At 71.7% G+C, this 18,004-nt stretch carries 15 protein-coding genes; 8 read left to right on the forward strand and 7 right to left on the reverse strand.

What is annotated here, in order from left to right; translation table 11 throughout:
• Positions 1–54: 54 nt before the first annotated feature.
• The 3 genes from ACIPK4_RS08090 to ACIPK4_RS08100 all read right to left on the reverse strand — a co-directional run bounded on the left by ACIPK4_RS08090 (position 55) and on the right by ACIPK4_RS08100 (position 3,434).
• Positions 55–1,428: an aldehyde dehydrogenase family protein gene (locus ACIPK4_RS08090; protein ID WP_402310098.1), complete on the reverse strand. Its 1,374-nt coding sequence runs from the start codon at positions 1,426–1,428 to the stop codon at positions 55–57.
• On the reverse strand, positions 1,428–2,531 hold the full coding sequence (locus tag ACIPK4_RS08095) for a phenazine antibiotic biosynthesis protein (RefSeq protein WP_376195190.1): 1,104 nt from the start codon (positions 2,529–2,531) through the stop codon (positions 1,428–1,430). Before ACIPK4_RS08095 ends, ACIPK4_RS08090 begins: the two co-directional genes overlap by 1 nt.
• Before the next feature lie 102 nt (positions 2,532–2,633).
• Positions 2,634–3,434, reverse strand: coding sequence for an arylamine N-acetyltransferase (locus ACIPK4_RS08100; RefSeq protein ID WP_402310101.1), 801 nt, complete (start codon positions 3,432–3,434; stop codon positions 2,634–2,636).
• Between the two features lie 251 nt (positions 3,435–3,685).
• Between ACIPK4_RS08100 and ACIPK4_RS08105 the strand changes: the two genes are divergently transcribed.
• From ACIPK4_RS08105 to ACIPK4_RS08125, 5 genes are all read left to right on the forward strand, one after another.
• On the forward strand, positions 3,686–5,353 hold the full coding sequence (locus ACIPK4_RS08105; RefSeq protein ID WP_402310103.1) for a carboxylesterase/lipase family protein: 1,668 nt from the start codon (positions 3,686–3,688) through the stop codon (positions 5,351–5,353).
• Between the two features lie 72 nt (positions 5,354–5,425).
• Positions 5,426–6,643, forward strand: coding sequence for an MFS transporter (locus ACIPK4_RS08110; protein WP_402310106.1), 1,218 nt, complete (start codon positions 5,426–5,428; stop codon positions 6,641–6,643).
• Positions 6,640–8,082, forward strand: coding sequence for an FAD-binding oxidoreductase (locus ACIPK4_RS08115; RefSeq protein WP_402310109.1), 1,443 nt, complete (start codon positions 6,640–6,642; stop codon positions 8,080–8,082). Before ACIPK4_RS08110 ends, ACIPK4_RS08115 begins: the two co-directional genes overlap by 4 nt.
• Positions 8,079–8,921 carry an arylamine N-acetyltransferase gene (locus ACIPK4_RS08120; protein ID WP_402310111.1) on the forward strand — a complete coding sequence of 281 codons (843 nt, stop codon included), beginning with the start codon at positions 8,079–8,081 and terminating at the stop codon, positions 8,919–8,921. Before ACIPK4_RS08115 ends, ACIPK4_RS08120 begins: the two co-directional genes overlap by 4 nt.
• 168 nt (positions 8,922–9,089) lie before the next feature.
• Complete coding sequence (locus tag ACIPK4_RS08125; protein WP_054226771.1) at positions 9,090–9,575, forward strand: hypothetical protein; 486 nt, start codon at positions 9,090–9,092, stop codon at positions 9,573–9,575.
• Positions 9,576–9,832: 257 nt separating this feature from the next.
• Here ACIPK4_RS08125 and ACIPK4_RS08130 read toward each other — a convergent pair whose 3' ends face one another.
• Positions 9,833–10,687: an arylamine N-acetyltransferase gene (locus tag ACIPK4_RS08130; protein ID WP_402310114.1), complete on the reverse strand. Its 855-nt coding sequence runs from the start codon at positions 10,685–10,687 to the stop codon at positions 9,833–9,835.
• 2 nt (positions 10,688–10,689) lie between these two features.
• The gene (locus ACIPK4_RS08135; RefSeq protein WP_402310117.1) at positions 10,690–11,694 is read right to left on the reverse strand and encodes an aldo/keto reductase; all 1,005 of its coding nucleotides are present in this window, start codon (positions 11,692–11,694) and stop codon (positions 10,690–10,692) included.
• Between the two features lie 118 nt (positions 11,695–11,812).
• Here ACIPK4_RS08135 and ACIPK4_RS08140 point away from each other — a divergent pair, with 118 nt between their 5' ends.
• The 3 genes from ACIPK4_RS08140 (at position 11,813) to ACIPK4_RS08150 (ending at position 15,612) form a co-directional block, all read left to right on the forward strand.
• Positions 11,813–12,754, forward strand: a complete 942-nt coding sequence (locus tag ACIPK4_RS08140; RefSeq protein WP_054226769.1) for an NADP-dependent oxidoreductase — start codon at positions 11,813–11,815, stop codon at positions 12,752–12,754.
• A 171-nt stretch (positions 12,755–12,925) separates the two neighbouring features.
• Complete coding sequence (locus ACIPK4_RS08145; protein ID WP_402310118.1) at positions 12,926–14,179, forward strand: hypothetical protein; 1,254 nt, start codon at positions 12,926–12,928, stop codon at positions 14,177–14,179.
• A complete protein-coding gene (locus tag ACIPK4_RS08150; protein ID WP_402310121.1) occupies positions 14,176–15,612 on the forward strand; it encodes a hypothetical protein in 1,437 nt (478 codons plus the stop codon). The genes ACIPK4_RS08145 and ACIPK4_RS08150 overlap by 4 nt, the downstream gene beginning before the upstream one ends.
• On the opposite strand, the gene aroC is transcribed toward ACIPK4_RS08150, so the two are convergent.
• Together aroC and ACIPK4_RS08160 are read right to left on the reverse strand one after the other, a co-directional pair.
• Positions 15,613–16,797 (reverse strand): chorismate synthase, encoded by a 1,185-nt coding sequence (gene aroC, locus ACIPK4_RS08155; protein WP_402310124.1) that lies wholly within the window; start codon positions 16,795–16,797, stop codon positions 15,613–15,615.
• Positions 16,794–17,984: a 3-hydroxybenzoate 6-monooxygenase gene (locus ACIPK4_RS08160; RefSeq protein WP_402310127.1), complete on the reverse strand. Its 1,191-nt coding sequence runs from the start codon at positions 17,982–17,984 to the stop codon at positions 16,794–16,796. The genes aroC and ACIPK4_RS08160 overlap by 4 nt, the downstream gene beginning before the upstream one ends.
• Between the last annotated feature and the right edge of the window lie 20 nt (positions 17,985–18,004).

Here is an 18,004-nt window from a genome sequence, read left to right on the forward strand (position 1 = left end):
CCGCGGCGGCCGGCAGGGCGGCGGCCGCGGCCCGGACCCGTCAGGCGTGGTGCGTCAGTCGCGGATGACGGTCTTCGTCCGCATCAGGAACTCGCCGAGGTAGCCGTCGTGCGGAACGCCCGGCCGGATCCAGTACGTCGGGTGGTCACCCAGGTAGACGTTGCTGATGGTGGGCTCCTGGAGCAGCGCGTCGATCAGCGCCTCGTCCTCGGTGAACGCGGTCAGCACCAGCGAGTTGCGCAGCGGCCCGATCCCGTCGGCGGGCGACCACGGCGCCACCCACACGCAGGGGAAGGGCAGTTCGATGCCGGCCTGCTCGGCGTCCGGCCGCTCCAGCCGGTGCACGGCCGGGCGCAGTACGGCGCTGCCGTCGCCGAGCTCCTCCACGACGCCGTCACCGCCGAGGTGCGCCGTGGTCCCGGCCGCCTTGGCGAGCAGGAACCTCTCGATCGCGCGGGCCCCCTCCACGGGCTGCACCGCGAGGACGGCCTTCTCGTCCTCCGGCGGCAGGCTGGGGATCGTGGCCAGGCGCTCGGCGATGGCCTGCGCGAGCGGCTCCGGATCCCCGTCGATCAGCACGGTGGTGGCGTTGATGCAGGCCACACCGCCCTGGTGGCTGATGGAGTCCACGATGGTGTCGAGGTGGTCGCGCCAGTCGACACCGGCCGGGACCAGCATCTTGGAACGGCCCGGGCCCTGCGGCAGCACGTTGGTGCCCGCGTACTTGCGCACCACGTCGTCGCCGCCGTACACGAGGCCGTAGTCGGCGCTGCGCAGGATCTCGTCCGCCGCCTCGTAGTCCGTCGGCAGCAGCACGACCTGGTCGGGGCCGAAGCCCGCGGCCCGCAGCGCCGAGATCAGCCGGTGCGGGGTGAACGGCTCGCGGCGCGAGGGCCGCACCGCGACGCGGTAGCCGAGCGCGAGGGCCTCGACCCACAGCGAGTGCGGCCCGGGGTGGTTGCCCGCGGCGTGCACGGCGAACACGTCACCGCGCCGGGTCCACACGGCGCTGCCGCTGCGGGTGTCCTCGGCGCGCCAGTCGTCCACCGCGCCCGCCGGCCGCGCCTGGTAAGCGGCGAACCGCGACTGCTCGGTCGCCTCGATGATGGCGGCGGTCGCGGCCTGCACGACACCGATGGGCACGCCGGAGACCCGGGCGACCGTGTGCTCGTACGCGGCGAACGACAGCCCGTCGATGGTCTCCTCGGCGAAGATCTTCCCGGCGCGGGCCAGCGCCGCCGTCCGCTCGTCGGCCGGCAGCGACTCGGCCTTGCGCAGGGCGTCCATCGCGCGGGTCACGAACAGCTTCGGGACCAGGCTGAGTTCGGCGACCGGCGCGCCCGTCACATCGGTGACGGTCGTGCGCTTGCGCGCCCGGAACGGTCCGGCGGGCCCGAGCGCGTCCAGCGTGATCAGGCCGGCATTCATTAATAGACCCCTTCGATGACGGTCTCGTTGTCGAACTCCTGGACCGGCGCGATGTCCGCCACGGAGTCGCCGAGCTGCCAGACGCCCTCGGGGCCGGGCACCCGGGTCGCGTAGTCGCGCTCCAGGTTGTTCGGCATGAACAGGCTCTTGCTGATGTGGTGCATGACGACCTGGCCGCGCTCGCCGTACGGGACGGTCTCGCGCGTCGCGGGGTCGACCACGTCGAAGATCATGTGGGGGGAGAACGGGTCGTAGATGCACGGGTCGTCGTCGGACAGGCCCGGACGCTCGCTGGCGTTGCCGAGGATCATCGTCGAGCCGTAGCCGCTGTAGAGGTGCGCCTTGGGGAAGACCTCGGTGCGGTACAGGTAGCGGGTGTCGGCGTCCATCTGGGTGCCGACCCAGTTGATCGCCTTGACCTTCTCGTCGATGAGCTTGGCGAGGTCGTCACGGCGGGCCAGGCGCTCCAGGACCGGCGGCGTGCACATCAGGACGCCGATGTCCTGGGTCTGGAGCAGGAAGGCGACCTGGTCGACGATGTGCTCGGCGTACGCGCCGGCCTCGGCGCCCTTGCCGTCGGAGATCAGCTTCTTGACCCAGCGCGGGTCGAGGTCGACGGTGAAGGCGAGGCCGCCGCGGAAGGCGGTCTGCCGCTTGATCACGTCACCGACCATGTGGGGTCCGGTCGGGGCGACGACCAGCCAGTTCACGTTCTGCGGGACGCCGTGCCGGTCCAACTGGGCGCTGCTCCAGGCGAGCAGCCGGTCCAGCCACTCCTGGAGCAGGACGATCCGCTTGGGGGCGCCGGTGGTGCCTCCGCTCTCGTAGACGCCGACGACCTCGGGCTTGTCCCCGTAGCCGCGGGGTATGAGGTCCTCGGCCCGTACGTCGCGCAGTTCGTTGGCGAGGTTGGGGAACCTGTTCAGGTCGGCGAAGCCGCTGATGTCGGTCAGCGGGTCGAACCCGAGAGTTCCTGCGCGTTCCAGCCAGAACGGCGAACCCGTTTCCGGGGAGAAATGCCACCGCAGGGCGGCGCGCAGGAATTCGTCGGGGTCCGGCTGGGTGTCGAGTGGAAATTCCAGCAAGGGATCAACGATGGACACAATGCTCCTTCCGGATACGGAGTAACGCCGTACTCCGGGCATCGTGCGCCGGGCCGCGGGAGCCGGTCCACGTTATTCGGGTGAGTACGTCAACTGTCTGTGTCAGGTCAGCTGGATCCCGACGGTCCGGTTTGCGCCACCGCTGTCCGGGAGTTCGTCGAGCTCCATTCCGAAGTGGGTGCGGTAGGCGTCCAGGAGGTCCTGGTCGCTCGAAGGCTTCTCGATCGTGCGCTCGCCCCCCTCGATCCTGACCAGGCGCCCGCCCTTCAGGGTGACCCGGCCGTCCGCGAGCGCCAGCGAGCAGAACAGCTCCTGGAGGAACGGCGAGTCGGGGCTGCTGCGCCACCACCACAGGGTGGGCCCGAAGTCCTCGAGGCGGCAGGCCCGGTCGTCGATCCGGTAGAGCGGGACCCCGTTCAGGGACACGTCGAACCCGCCCTCCGCGGCCGCCTCGACCCGGTACTCGCCGTGCGGGTCCCGCTGCACGTCAGCGGTGGTGAAGCGGAGCGGATGGCGGCTGTTGCGGCCGAATCCGGCGTCGACCAGCCAGGGCTGCCCCTCCAGGGTCACCCGCAGGGCGAGGTGGCACATCGCCGGCCCCAGCCCGTCGGGCCGGTAGACCCGGCCGGGCAGGATCTCGACCTGGTGGCCGAGGGCCTCCAGCAGGACCGCGAGGGCCGAGTTCACCTCGTAGCAGCCGCCGCCTCGGCGCCGGCGCACGATCTTGTCGACGGCCCGCTCGCCGAGGTGGATCTCCCGGTCGAGGTGGTAGTCGATGTTTTCGAAGGGCACCGAGAGGACATGCCGCTCCTGAAGGTGGCGCAGACCCGCGAGATCGGGCCGCTCCGGCCTCTTCGCGCCAATTCGGTCGAGGTATTCGGCCACTCCTGCGTCGTCCAGCATCGCATTCTCCTTGACGATTCGAACCCGGCAGCGTACGCCGAATGAAAATACACGGCCACCGGTGGTCCCCGAATCGAGCTGACGGACAATCCGGCACCTGACAAAGTGCCCTTCCACTTGTTGCCGCGTTCTCGCGCGGTTACCAGCATCGGATGGTCCGGAGTCATCCGACGCGGCGCATTCGGTTCGAATGGGCACCGTGGAGTCGGCGTGACTGACCACCCGCCGAAGACGATGGAGAACCCACGGCAATGGCCACCTCTGCCGCCCCCAGCCCCTCGCCTGAAACCGGATCCCGCGCCGGAGCCGGCACCGTGCTCGCGCACACCAGTGCCGGTGTGATCGCCGGGGAGCGCTCCGGCCGGCTGTCCGTCTTCCGCGGCGTCCCGTACGCCGCGCCGCCGGTCGGCCCCCTGCGCTTCGCCTCGCCCCGGCCGCCCGTTCCGTGGAGCGGGGTGCGCGACGCCACGGCGTTCGCCCCCGAGTCCCTCCAGCCGATCATCCCCGGCAGCGGCGAGGACTCCCTGTACGCGAACGTCTGGACACCCGCCCCGACCGGCTCCGCCGACGCCGGCCCGGACACCGACGCCGAAGCCGCCAAGCCGGTGCTGGTCTACATCCACGGCGGCGGCTGGATGGTCGGCGGCGGCAGCCTGCCCGTCTACGACGGCGCCCGCCTCGCCGACCGCGGCGACCTCGTCGTCGTCACCTTCAACTACCGCCTCGGGGCCCTCGGTTTCGGGCTGCACGAGGACTTCACCGATCCCGACACCGGCGACTTCGCCAACTGGGGCCTCCAGGACCAGGCGGCGCTGCTGCGCTGGGTCCACCGCAACGCCGCGGCCTTCGGCGGCGACCCGGACAACATCACGGTCGCCGGCACCTCCGCCGGCGGCGCGAGCACCTGGCAGTTCGCGCTGCTGCCCGAACTGCGCGGGATCATCCGCCGCATCGTCCCGATCAGCGCCTGCCACGTCTGGGAGCCCGCCACCTCGCTGTCCCCCGCCGACTCCCGGCAGGCCTACGAGGCCGTCGCGCGCCGGCTCGGCACCACCGTGCCCGGCCTGCGGGAGGTCCCCGCGGCCGCCCTGATGGACGCCTGGGAGGAGGTGTTCGGCGGGCTGCCCGGCGAGCGCGAGGTCGGCAGCGGCCGCGAGTTCCGCGGCCCGGTCGTCGACGGCCGCTGGATGAGCGCCTTCGACTACGAGCTGCCCACCCCCGAGGTGCCGGTCCTGGCCGTCCACACCCGTACCGAGGGCTCGTTCTACACCGGCCCCTGCCCGCCGCAGCCCACCCCGACCCCGCCGCCCACCGACGCGGCGGAGCTCCGCGAAGCCGTCCGCGGTGTCCTGGAGAAGGGGATGGAGAAGGTTCCGTACGAACTGGCCGACGCCTGCATAGCCGCCTACCGCGAGGCCGCGGAGGCCGACGGGCTGCCGCAGGACCCGCTGTCGCTGTGGACGGAGATCTGGGGCGACGCACTGTTCCGCTACCAGATCGTGCGGCTGTCCGAGCGGCACGCCCGCCACGGCCGCTCGCCGCAGTACGTCATGGAGTTCGCGCAGCCCGTCCGAGCCCCCCACCACGGCACCCCGCACGAGGCGACCTCGCCGTTCCTGTTCGGCACGTACGCCGACCCCGCGGCGATCTCCGCCACCTACCCGGTACCCGGGACCACTCCGCTGTTCCACGACGGACCGCACGAGCGCGCCGTCTCCGAGACCTTCATGGACCTGGTGGCCGCCTTCGCCCGCGACGGCGTGCCCACCGGCCCCGGTGCTCCCGCCTGGCCCGTCTTCGACCCCGAGCGCCCCAGCACGCTGGTCCTCGGCGGTGAGCCGATCGCCGAGATCGCCACCACGTCGAAGGCGCGCCAGCTGCGGTTCTGGGACGAGTCCGGCTGGGTCCCGCGCACCTGACCTGCCCCGCGGCCGCCCTGCCGCCTCCCAGCAGGCCGGCTCCCGCCCCCAGACACGAATGAGGTTCCTGTCATGGCAACACTGGAAACACCCGCCGAGACCGCCGCACCGGCGCAGGTGCCGGAGAGCCCCACCTCCCTGAAGAGCTGGTTCGCCGTCATCTCCGTCGCCGTCGGCATCTTCACCCTCGTCACCGCGGAGCAGCTGCCCATCGGGCTGCTCACCTCGGTCGGCGGCGCCCTGCACGTCTCCGAGGGCACCGCCGGGCTCATGGTGACCGTGCCCGGCCTCGTCGCCGCGCTGTCCGCACCGCTGATCCCCGTGGTCGTCGGCCGCATGGACCGCCGCTTCCTGCTCGTCGGCCTGATGACCGTGATGGCCGTCGCCAACCTGGTCACCGTCCTCGCGCCCAACTTCGGCATCCTGCTCGCCTCCCGCGTCCTGGTCGGCATCACCATCGGCGGCTTCTGGGCCATCGCGGGCGGTCTCGCGTTCCGGCTCGTGCAGCCGGCGGCGATCCCCCGGGCGACCGCGCTGATCTTCGGCGGCGTCGCCGCCGCCAACGTCCTCGGCGTACCGACCGGCACGCTGATCGGCGGACTCGCCGGCTGGCGCACCGCGTTCGCCACGCTCGGCGTCCTGGCCTTCGTCGTCCTCGTCGCCCTGCTCGCCCTGCTGCCGTCGCTGCCCGCCACCCGGCCCGTCAGCGTGCGCGAGCTGATCGGCCAGTTCGCCAACCGCGGCGTCCGCTCCGGCATCATCGCGACCGCCCTCATCGTCACCGGGCACCTCGCCGCGTACACGTACGTCAGCCCGATGCTCCAGCAGGTCTCCGGCATCGACGAGGACCTGATCAGCGTCCTGCTGCTGGGCTTCGGCGTCGCCGGCATCATCGGCAACTTCGTCGCCGGCGCGGCCGTCGCGAAGAACCTGGGCCGCACCATGGCCGCCATCATCGTCGCGCTCGCCGCCGCGATGCTGCTCTTCCCGCTCCTCGGCAAGACCCAGGCCGGCGGCATCGCCCTGCTCGTCCTGTGGGGCCTGGCCTTCGGCGGCGTCTCCGTCAGCCTCCAGACCTGGATGCTCAAGTCCGCGCCCGACGCGATGGAGGCCGCCTCCGCCCTGTGGGTGTCCGTCTTCAACCTGGCCATCGCGCTCGGCGCGCTCGTCGGCGGTCTGATCGTCGACCAGGTAGAGCTGATCACCGTGGCCTGGCTGGGCGGCGTCGTGGTGCTGCTCACCGCGCTCACGCTCCCGAGCCTGCGCACCGCCGGCAAGGACGCCCGGTGAGCACCCCGTCAGACGAGAAGGGAACCTCCTCCGTGACCACCACCGCCGTGACCGACGACGACTTCGCCGCGCTCGCCGCCGAGCTGCGCGGGCCGCTGCTCCTGCCCGGCACCGACGCCTACCAGGACGAGACCGAGGTCGGCTTCAACCGGATCCTGGCGGACAGCCGGCCCGCCGCCGTGGTCCTCGCCGACGGCACCGCCGACATCATCGCCTCGGTGCGCTTCGCGGCCCGCCGCGGCATCGCCGTCGCCGTCCAGGCCACCGGGCACGGCGTCGCACGGCCCGCCGACGGCGCCCTGCTGATCAACACCCGCAACCTGCGCGGCGTCCGGATCGACCCGCGCACCCGCACCGCCCGCGTCGAGCCCGGCGTCCAGTGGAGCCGGGTCATCGAGGAGGCCGCGGCCTTCGGCCTGGCCCCGCTCAACGGCGCCTCCCCCGGTGTCGGCGTCGTCTCGTACACCCTCGGCGGCGGCCTCGGCCCGCTCGGCCGCTCGTACGGCTACTCCGCCGACCACGTGAAGAACATCGACCTCGTCACCGCGGACGGCGAACTGCGCCTGGTCTCCCCCGAGGAGCACCCGGAGCTGTTCTGGGCGCTGCGCGGCGGCAAGGGGAACTTCGGCGTGGTCACCTCCATCGAGATCGGCCTCTTCCCCGTCGCCCGGCTCTACGGCGGTGGCCTGTTCCTGCCCGGCGAGCACATCGACGAGATCCTGCGCACCTGGCGCGACTGGACGCGGACCGTCCCCGACGCGATGCAGTCCTCCATCGCCGTGATGCGCTTCCCCGACATCGACGTCCTGCCCGAGCCGGTCCGCGGCCGTTTCCTCGCGCACATCCGGATCGCCTTCAACGGTTCGAACGAGGAGGGCGAGGAACTGCTGCGCCCGCTGCGGGCGATCGCCCCGGCCGTCCTCGACACCGTCGCGGACATGCCGTACACCCGGGTCGCCGAGATCAACATGGACCCGACGATGCCGTTCGTCTACTACGAGCGCTCCACCCGGATCCGCGAGCTCGACGACGCCGCCGTCGACACCCTGCTCCCGCTGATCAAGGAGGGGGTGGACGCGGTCCGCCCCGGCATCGAACTGCGCCACCTGGGCGGCGCCCTGGGCCGCCGGCCCGAGCACCCCAACGCCCTGCCGCACCGCGAGACCGCGTACACGCTGTTCGCGGGGGCCCCGGTGTGGCCCGAACACATCCAGGACGTGCGTGAGTTCCAGGAACGGCTGATCGAGACGATGGAGCCCTGGCGCATCGGCGGCCCGTTCCTCAGCTTCATCAGCGCCCTGGAGAGCACCCCCGAGCACATGCGCTCGGCGTACGACGGGGCGACGTACGCCCGGCTCGTCGAGGTCAAGGACGCCTACGACCCGCAGAACGTGTTCCGCGTGAACCACAACATCCCGCCGACGGGGTGGTCCCGATGACGGAGGAGAGGACGAAGACCATGCTCAGCGATGCGATGGTGGACGCGTACCTGGAGCGCATCGGTGCGCGCCGGCCCGAGAGGGCCGATATCCACGCCCTGCGGCACCTCCAGGAACGCCATGTGCTGTCGGTGCCCTTCGAGAACATCGACTACCACGTCGAAGGCGCCGAGCTGGGCCTCGACCGCGAGTTCCTCTACGAGAAGATCGTCACCCGGCGGCGCGGCGGCGGCTGCTACGAGCTCAATCCCTCCTTCGGGCACCTCCTGGAGGCGCTCGGCTTCTCCGTGGAGATCCTCGCCGGCCAGGTCTTCCTCGGCGGCGCGTTCGGCGCCCCGCTGTGCCACCTGGCGCTGCGCGTGCGCGTGGACGGCCAGGACTGGCTGGTCGACGCGGGCTTCGGCAAGAACAGCCGGTTCCCGCTGCAGACCTGGTCGGAGGAGGTCCAGAAGGACCCGCACGGCGATTACCGGGTGACGCGGCCCGAGAAGGGCTTCCTCCAGGTCCACTTGAACGGGAACATCCAGTACCGCCTCGACGAGCGGCCGGTGCGCATCGACGACTTCCACCCGACCCTGTGGTGGTACCGCACCGCGCCGGATTCCGTGTTCCTGCACAACCTCATCGCCTCGATGCAGAGCGACGCCGGCCGGGTCACCGTCAACGGACGTGAGCTGACGCGTACGGACGAGAACGGCACCGTGACGACCCTGCTCGCGGACGACGCCGCCCTGCGCGCCGCGTACGAGGAGCACTTCGGCATCGTCATCGACCCGGCGGCGATGCCGAAGCAGCCGGACGTCGACCCGGCGGTCCGTATCATCATGCAGATCGACTGATTTCTCTTCTCCTTGTCGACGATCCCCTGTGCCGCACGCATTCACGCGTGCGGCACAGGGGTTTTTCATGGACCTGACGGATCGATACCCGGTCTATACCTCCCGTGAATTCACTGCGCCATCATAGGAATTGCCGGAATACACACCGATTCCTTGGGAGAGATTCACATGCGTAAGAGCACCCGCATCAAGGTCGCCGTTTTCGCGGGCGTCGCCGCGCTCGCCACCGCGACGGCCGTCACGGGTTCTGCGAACGCCGCGGTCGAGGGCGGCAGCGGCTGCTACACCCTGCCCGGCAGCTGGAAGGTCGTCGACGACAACAGCCACGAGACCTTCCTCGGCAGCTACTACGGCGCCACGAGCGCCACCGCCGGCGTCGTCAACTTCACCTCGCCGAACAACACCACGACCGCCTCGCACGGCGAGTGGCGCCTGACCGGCTGCGGCACCTACTCCGACACCGACACCGCCTTCCTGATCGGCACGGACGGCAAGGCCGCCTCCACGATCACGTTCAAGGCCAACATCACGGTGACGGGCAAGAACACCGCCAACTTCGACTTCGCCTTCACCATCAACAACCTCGACGGCTCCTTCGTCACCAGCGGCGCCTCCACCGGCAAGGCCACCCGCATCGCCGTCCAGCCCCGCTGACCCCCGCAGCGCCCCCGCACCATCCCCGCCGCACCCCCGCTGCACCCCTCAGGCGCCCGCCGTACGGGCCCGGCTCCCCCCGGCCGGGCCCGTACGGCTTTGTCGTGCGGCCGGCCCGCGTGCCCGCGTGCCCGCGCCCACGCACCGGCACGCGGGCGTCCAGGCACGCGGGCACGCGGGCACGGCCAACGGAACGGGGCCCGTGGTGCGCACCGGCCGGGTGCGCGCCACGGGCCCCTCAGGGTCCGTACGAGGGCTCAGGAGGGTTCGGGGGCCGGCAGTGCGGCGACGACCACCGCGGCCTCCTCCTCGGTCAGCTCGATCTCGAACTGCTTGGCCAGCAGCTCGCGCACCTCCGCGTCCACCACGTACCGGACCTCGACGCTGCCGTCGGACCGGGTCAGGGTGAGCTTGCGGTGGTTGAGGTTGAGCCGCCAGTCCTCCGCGATGCGCTCCAGGAAGACCCGGCCGGTGAACGGCGAGCTGGAGTGCGTGGAGATGAAGTAGTTCGCCACCACGCAGTCGATGTGGTGGTGGCCCTCCGTGGCGTACCAGTACAGGGGGAACCAGTCCTCGCCCCGCCGGAGCGAGAGCACCCACTCCTTGTCGGTGCCCTTCACCCGGGCCAGCCGGTACACCCAGCCGTTCTGCTCCGAGACGATGCCGTCGCGGACCGGGATCGGCTCCAGCGGGCCCTCGTCGCCGAAGCCGACGTCGGCGAGGTACGTCTCGTCGCCCACGGCCACGCTCAGGATCAGGTGCGTACGGGGCAGCGGCTTGGGCGCGTCCAGGATGGGCCGCGCGTACAGCCGGGTGACCTCGTACCCGAGGCGCTCCAGCAGGACGGCGAAGAGCATGTTGTGCTCGTAGCAGTACCCGCCGCGCCTGCTGCGCAGGAGCTTGGACTGCATGACGTCGACGTCGAGGCCGATGCCCCGCCCCAGCAGGATGTCGAGGTTCTCGAACGGGATGGTCAGGGCGTGCGCGCGGTGCAGCCGGCGCAGGGTCTGCGCGTCCGGCTCCAGGGGCCCGGTGACGCCCAGGCGGTCGAGGTACGCCTGGACGTCGAGGCGGTCGGCCTGCCACTGGGCGGCGCTGCCGATGGGCCGCATGCTCAGCCCTTCTTCTCGCTGTCGAGCATGGCCATGCCCTCGGCGTCGAAGCGCGTGCCGGCGACCTCGTCGGCGGGGACGGCCCGCTCGATCTCGGCGACGTCCTCGGCGGTGAGCTCCAGGGACAGCGCGCCGAGCGCCTCGGTCAGCTGGTCGCGGCGGCGGGAGCCGACGACGGGGACGATGTCGACGCCCTGGGCCATGGCCCAGCCGATCGCCAGCTGCGAGGTGGTGACGCCCTTGGCCTCGGCCACCTTGCCGAGGGCCTCGACCAGCTGGAGGTTGCGGTCGAGGTTCTCGCCGCTGAAGCGCGGGAAGTTGCTGCGGCCGTCGTCGGAGGCGGCGGCCCGCTGGTGGTTCCAGCGGCCGGACAGCAGGCCGCGGGCGAGCACCCCGTACGCGGTGATGGCGGTGCCGAGCTCGCGCGCGGTCGGCAGGATCTCGTCCTCGATGGCGCGGGAGAGCAGCGAGTACTCGATCTGCAGGTCGGCGATGGGGTGCACGGCGGAAGCGCGGCGCAGGGTCTGCGCGCCGATCTCCGACAGGCCGATGTGCCGCACGTGACCGGCGTCGACCATCTCCTTGATGGCGCCGATGGTCTCCTCGATCGGCACCGCCGGGTCGAGGCGCGCCGGGCGGTACACGTCCACGTAGTCGGTGCCGAGCCGCTGGAGGGTCTGGGCGAGGGAGTTCTTCACGGCCTCGGGGCGGCAGTCGACGCCGAGGATGCCGCCCGACGGGTCGCGCAGGACGCCGAACTTGACGCTGAGGGTGAGCTGCTCGCGGTCGTGGCTCTGCAGCACCTCGCGCAGGAGGAGCTCGTTGTGGCCGCTGCCGTAGAAGTCGCCGGTGTCGAGGAGGGTGATCCCGGCGTCGATGGCGGCGTGCGCGGTGGCGACTCCCTCGGCCCGGTCGGCGGGCCCGTAGAAGTCGGACATGGACATCAGGCCGAGGCCGAGAGCGGATACCTCGGGGCCGGCCGAACCAAGTGATCGCAGCTGAGTCATATACCCCAGCATTGAGCAGGCCGCTGTGGCGCAAAAACCATTCCCTGCCGGTCTGTCAGGTCGTGAATGGCCGGATATCGATGGGGATTCCGCTGCGCCGGTTGAGATCATCGAATGCATGACAGAAACCATGCGCACCGTCCGCCAGGAATCCCTCGGCGGAATTGACGTACTGAACTTGACGGATTCCCCGCTCCCGATTCCCGGCTCCACCGAAATTCTGGTAAAGACCCACGCCGCCGGCGTCAATCCCATCGACTGGAAGATCCGCGCGTACGGACTGTGGCTGACCCCGCCGTTCGGCGTCGGCTGGGACGTCTCCGGCACCGTCGTGGCGGTCGCGGCGGGCGAGAACCGCTTCAAGGTCGGCGACGAGGTCTTCGGCCTGCCGTCCTTCCCCCACGAGGCGGCCGGGTACTCGGAGTACGTCGCGGCGCCCGCCCGGCACTTCGCGCGCAAGCCGGGCAGCCTCGACCACGTCTCCTCGGCCGCCCTGCCGCTCGCCGGGTCCACCGCCTGGCAGGCACTGATCGACGGTGCGGACCTCCGGGCGGGCCAGCGGGTGCTGATCCACGCGGCGGCCGGCGGCGTCGGTCACCTGGCCGTCCAGATCGCCAAGTCCCGCGGCGCGTACGTCATCGGCACGGCCAGCGCGGCCAAGCACGAGCTGCTGCGCGAGCTCGGCGCCGACGAGCTGATCGACTACACGGCGCAGGACTTCGCCGACGCCGTGCAGGACGTCGACGTCGTGCTCGACCTGATCGGCGGCGACTACGAGGACCGCTCGCTGCGCACCCTGCGCCCCGGCGGGCTCTACATCGGTGTGACGAACCCGCTCGCCATCGAGGAGATCACGGCGAAGGCGACCGCGGCGGGCGTCCGCGCGATCACGGTCAACGTGGCCCCGGACCACGTCGTGCTGGCGGAACTGGCTGCACTCGCCGACGCGGGCCGGCTCCGCCCGCTGATCGCGGAGACCTTCCCGCTCCAGGAGGTGCGCAAGGCCCACGAGCTCGGTGAGTCGCAGCACACCACGGGCAAGATCGTTCTGACGGTCTGAGCCGGGGCCGCCGTACCGCCCTCGGCCCCGGGGCGGTACGGCGGACGCGCGGTGACACACGTCGGGCGCACGCGTCGGGCCCGCGCATCGGGCGCACTGCGGCACGGCGGTGACAAAAACAGATGCGACGACCACTTAAAGTGATCATGTGTTGTCACCGACGATGTCGGTATGACGGGATCTCCCTCATCCGGGTCGGACGGCGCCGACGACGCCGACGACGCCAAGGCGCAGCGGGCAGGGGTACGGCAGGAGGCCACCGCGTCGGACGCGGCCCGCGTCTACCAGGCCGGCCGCGACCTGCGCATCCTCGACCTCCGCGTTCCGCGCGGCATCCGCAACGCGCTCGTCGCCCTCGTGGTCCTGGCGCTGCTCGGCGGCGGGGCCTGGGCGGTGGTGCGCTGGGTGCTGCCGTCCTACGCGCCCACCTACAAGACCCAGTTCCTGATGGACGCCACCGCCGTCGCGGACTCCGGGGACGCGGACGCCGTCGCCGCCTCCCTGGGGACCGTGGTGGGCAACGCCGGCGACTCCGACGCCCTGGCCCTGCGCCGTTTCGGCGGCGAATGCGGCGCGGACGGCAACACCGCCCGGCTGGTGGACTTCGGCACCGACAACCGGCAGGACATCGTCCGCGCCGCGCGGCAGGCCCCCGCGGGCGGCAGGGCCACCCTGCTGCGGGGCATCGTCCAGGCCGTGGACGACTTCTCCACCACCTTCTCCTCCACCTTCGCGCTCGGCGCCGGCCAGCGCGCCAAGCAGGTGAACCGCATCGTCGTCATCACCCGGCACGGCCGGGACGCCTGCGACGACGACACCGACTTCGTCCGGCGCGAGATCGGCGAGCGGATCCGCGCCGCCGGCCTGGACATCGAATTCCGGCTGATCGGCTACCAGGTGCCCGAGAACCAGAACGACAGCCTGAAGTCGATCGCCGCCGCCGGCTCGAACCCGGCCGAGCCGGTGTTCGCGCACACTCAGGCGGACCTGGACGCAGCCCTCGCATGGTCGACCAACACCGAACCGGTCCTGCGCAACGCCACGCGGATCGTGGACGTCCTCAACCCGGCCGTGACCCGCATCAACACCGCCGCACAGGAGATCGTCGAAGGCCGGCTCGACGAGGCCGGACAGAACCTCGACCGGGCCCGGGAACCCCACATCGGCACCGAGTTCGAAGACCTCGGCGGGCGCGCCGGGACACCCGAGGGCCGCGACATCAACGACCGGGCGTCGAAACTGCGGGAGCAGCAGAAGACCGTGCTCGACGCGGCCGACCGGCTGCTGGCGGCGGCCCGCTCCAAGACGCCGCTGGGCCCCCGGCACGCGGCCTTCGAGAAGGCCGCCACCGACTACAACACCCAGGTGGACGCGATGAACAAGGCACTCGCCACCCTGCGCGCCCAGGCCCCGGCCGCCCGATGACCACCCCTGCGGCCCGGCCGCGCAGGCGCTGGTTGCGCATCACCCTGGCCGTGCTCGCGGTGGCCGCGATGGGCATCGGGGCGACCGTCGTGTACGTCGTCCGGTCGACCCCGCAGTACCGCACCGCGTTCCTCGTCGACACCTCCGACGCCGGGCCCTCCGATACCGCACCCTTGGACGCGCGGCGGGACTTCGGCGCCCTCGCCGACTCGGTGGGCGCGGCGGTCCGCAACGCCGGGGACGGCGACGCGCTCTCGCTGCGCCGCTTCGGCGGCGGCTGCGGCGACGCGGACAACACCGCGGAACTCGTCGGCAGCGGCACCGGCAACGGGAAGCGGATCAGCGAGGCGGCCCACGCGCTGGAACCCGGCGGGAAGGCGACCCTAAACAGCGGGCTCCTGGCCGCGATCGACGACTTCTCCGGGCGCTACCCGTTCCGCGGCAGCAAGCGCAACCGCATCGTCGTGGTCACCACCCGCGGCACCGACGGCTGCGGCGGCGACCCGGCCGCGATGAACGCACACGTCCGCGACCGCATGGACCGGCTGGGCCTGCACCTGGAGTTCCGCTTCGTCGGCTACCGCGTGCCCGTCGCGGAGCAGGAGGTCCTCACGCGGCTGGCCACGGCGACCCGGAGCGCCGCGCCGCAGTTCGCGCAGGACGTCGCCGAGCTGAACGCGGTGCTGGAGAAGCTCGTGGTCCCCGCCCAGCCCGAGGCGAAGCCGATCGAACTGCCGCTCCAGGAGGCCGCCGTCACCGCGTGCACGCAGGACGGCGCGTCCGGGCAGAGCCTGCCGAGCGTGCCGCCGCAGGCGCAGCCGCCCGTCCCGCGCTCGGTGCACCTGCCGCGCCAGGTCCGGCTGCCGGCCGGGGCCGCGGTCTACGGCGGGCGTCCGGACAACTACCTGATCGGGCCCGCGGGCGGCAGATGCGCGTTCACCTACTTCGCATCCGGATCCACCTGGCAGATGGGCCAGGGTGCGGACCCCGTCGTCATGGAGGGGCACGGGCAGGGCCTGACGGTCGAAGAAGTGACCGGCGAGCTCCGCGACTGCCTCTCGTTCGGCCGGACCGCGCCCGAACTGCTGCAGCATCTCGCGCCGGACGTCACGGAGAGCGCCTGCAAGGAGGCGGACCGAGGAGAGCTGACGAACGTTCCGAGCGGTGTCCCGGGGCTCTACATCGGAACGGAACGCTACGTCGGCCCCATTGACGACCCGTCGGGCATCGACGTCAAGGCCACGCTCACGGTCCTGCGGTTCGACCGCGAGAAGCCCGTGCAGAGCACCTTGGCCTGCCTGCTCCCCAAGGAGCAGGCGGACATCTGCACGGCCTCGCTCGTCTACTTCTTCCTCCAGCAGTCGGCCGGGACGAACCTCTCCGACGCCGACCGCGACCGCGTGGTCGCCGCCCTCAGCACTCCCCTCCCGTGATCAGGCGATGCGCAGTCCGGCGAGGTACGAGCGGACGTTGCGGCGGGTTTCGGCCACGGAGTCGCCGCCGAACTTCTCCACGACCGCGTCCGCGAGGACCAGGGCCACCATCGCCTCGGCGACGATCCCCGCCGCCGGAACCGCGCAGACGTCGGAACGCTGGTGGTGCGCCGCGGCCGCCTCACCCGTGGCCACGTCCACCGTCGCGAGGGCCTTCGGGACGGTCGCGATCGGCTTCATCGCGGCCCGCACCCGCAGCAGCTCACCCGTGCTCAGACCGCCCTCCGTACCGCCGGAGCGGCCCGAGGTCCGCCTGATGCCCTCAGGAGTGGCGACGATCTCGTCGTGCGCCTGCGAACCCGGCACCCGCGCCAGGTCGAAACCGTCACCCACCTCCACACCCTTGATCGCCTGAATGCCCATCAACGCGGCCGCGAGACGCGCGTCGAGGCGGCGGTCCCAGTGGACGTGGGAACCAAGGCCGACCGGCACCCCATACGCCAGGACCTCGACCACACCACCAAGGGTGTCGCCGTCCTTGTGGGCCTGGTCGATCTCCGCGACCATCGCCTTCGACGCGTCCGCATCCAGGCAGCGCACCGGATCCGCGTCCAGCCGCTCCACATCCCCCGGCGTCGGGTACACCCCGTACGGGGCCCTGGCCGAGGCCAGCTCCACCACGTGCGAGACGATCTCGATCCCCGCGACCTCCTTGATGAAGGAACGCGCGACCGCACCCAGCGCCACACGGGCGGCCGTCTCACGGGCGCTCGCCCGCTCCAGGACCGGCCGTGCCTCCTCGAAACCGTACTTCTGCATACCCGCCAGATCGGCGTGGCCCGGCCGCGGACGCGTCAGCGGCGCATTGCGGCCGGTGTCCTTGAGCAGCGACGGATCGACCGGGTCCGCCGACATCACCGTCTCCCACTTCGGCCACTCGGTGTTCCCGATCATGACCGCCACCGGAGAACCCTGCGACAGGCCGTGCCGCACACCGCCCAGGAACGTGACCTCGTCCTGCTCGAACTTCATCCGGGCACCGCGGCCATAGCCGAGCCGGCGCCGGGCCAGATGATCCGCCACCAGCTCGGTGGTGACCGGAACGCCGGCGGGAAGACCCTCCAGCGTCGCGACCAGTGCCGGTCCGTGCGACTCTCCCGCGGTCAGCCAACGCAACCTGCTCAACGGGCCGACCCGGTCCCGAAGTCGTACGCGTCGTGCAGCCACGCCACCTTGTCGTACATGTCGTCGTCCGACAGCGACGCCAGCATCGCGTTGCGCTCGACGCGCGCGTCGCCCGCCGCGTGGTAGAGCTGTCGCCCCATCTCCCGCGCCACCAGCTGCACCCGCCCGGTCCGCTCGCGCCGCGCCGCGTTGTACTTCTCCAGCCGCTGCTCGTAGTCGGCCGGGCAGCCGTCCAGCAGCCCGCTCAGCAGCACCGCGTCCTCGATGGCCTGGCAGGCGCCCTGGGCGGCGTACTGGAGCATCGGGTGCGCTGCGTCGCCCAGCAGCGCCACCCGGCCCTCGGTCCAGCGGTCGACCGGGTCGCGGTCGCACAGGACCCAGGCCTTCCAGTCCCGGCCCAGCTCCAGCAGCCGCCGGGCCGCGCCGGACAGTTCGGGGAAGGAGTTCAGGACGTGGTCGTGCTCGGCCGGCACGCCCGCGACGGCCTCGGTGGCGCCGTCGTCGCGGGTCGCGGCGAGGTTGAAGTGCTCGCCGCCGGCGATCGGGTAGTGGACGAAGTGCCACTTCGGGCCGGCCCACAGGGTGACGGTGTTCCACCGCAGCTCCTCGGGAACCTCCGACATCGGGATCACCGACCGGTAGATGGTGTGCCCGGACACCCGCGGGGAGCCGTCGGCGACCATCTGCTGCCGGATGGCGGAGTGCAGCCCGTCCGCGCCGATCAGGGCGTCGCCGGTGATGCGCCGGCCGTCCGCGAGGACGGCGGAGACCGTGCCCGCCTTCTGCTCGTACGCGACCACGTGGTGGCGGCCCAGCAGTTCGACGCCGGGATGCCGGCGGGCGGCCTCGAGCAGCGGCAGGTACAGGTCGACGCGGTGCACGACGGCGTACGGGTTGCCGAACCGGGCCCGGTACTTCTCCTTGACCGGCATGGCGGTGACCTTCTCGCCGGTCGTGCCGTCCATGAAGCGCAGCTCGTCGATGAAGACGGCGCGGTCGCGGACGTCCTGGCCCACGCCCAGCAGGTCGAGGGCGTGGAAGGCGTTCGGGCCGAGCTGGATACCGGCGCCGACCTCCGTGAACACGTCCCGGCGCTCCAGCACGGTGACCCGGTGTCCGCGCTTCGCCAGTCCGAGCGCCGCGGCGAGGCCACCGATGCCACCGCCGGCGATGAGTATGTCGGCCATGGGGTTTCTCACATCCCTTT

This window comes from Streptomyces sp. NPDC086989 (assembly GCF_044745505.1).
Classification (GTDB): Bacteria; Actinomycetota; Actinomycetes; order Streptomycetales; family Streptomycetaceae; genus Streptomyces.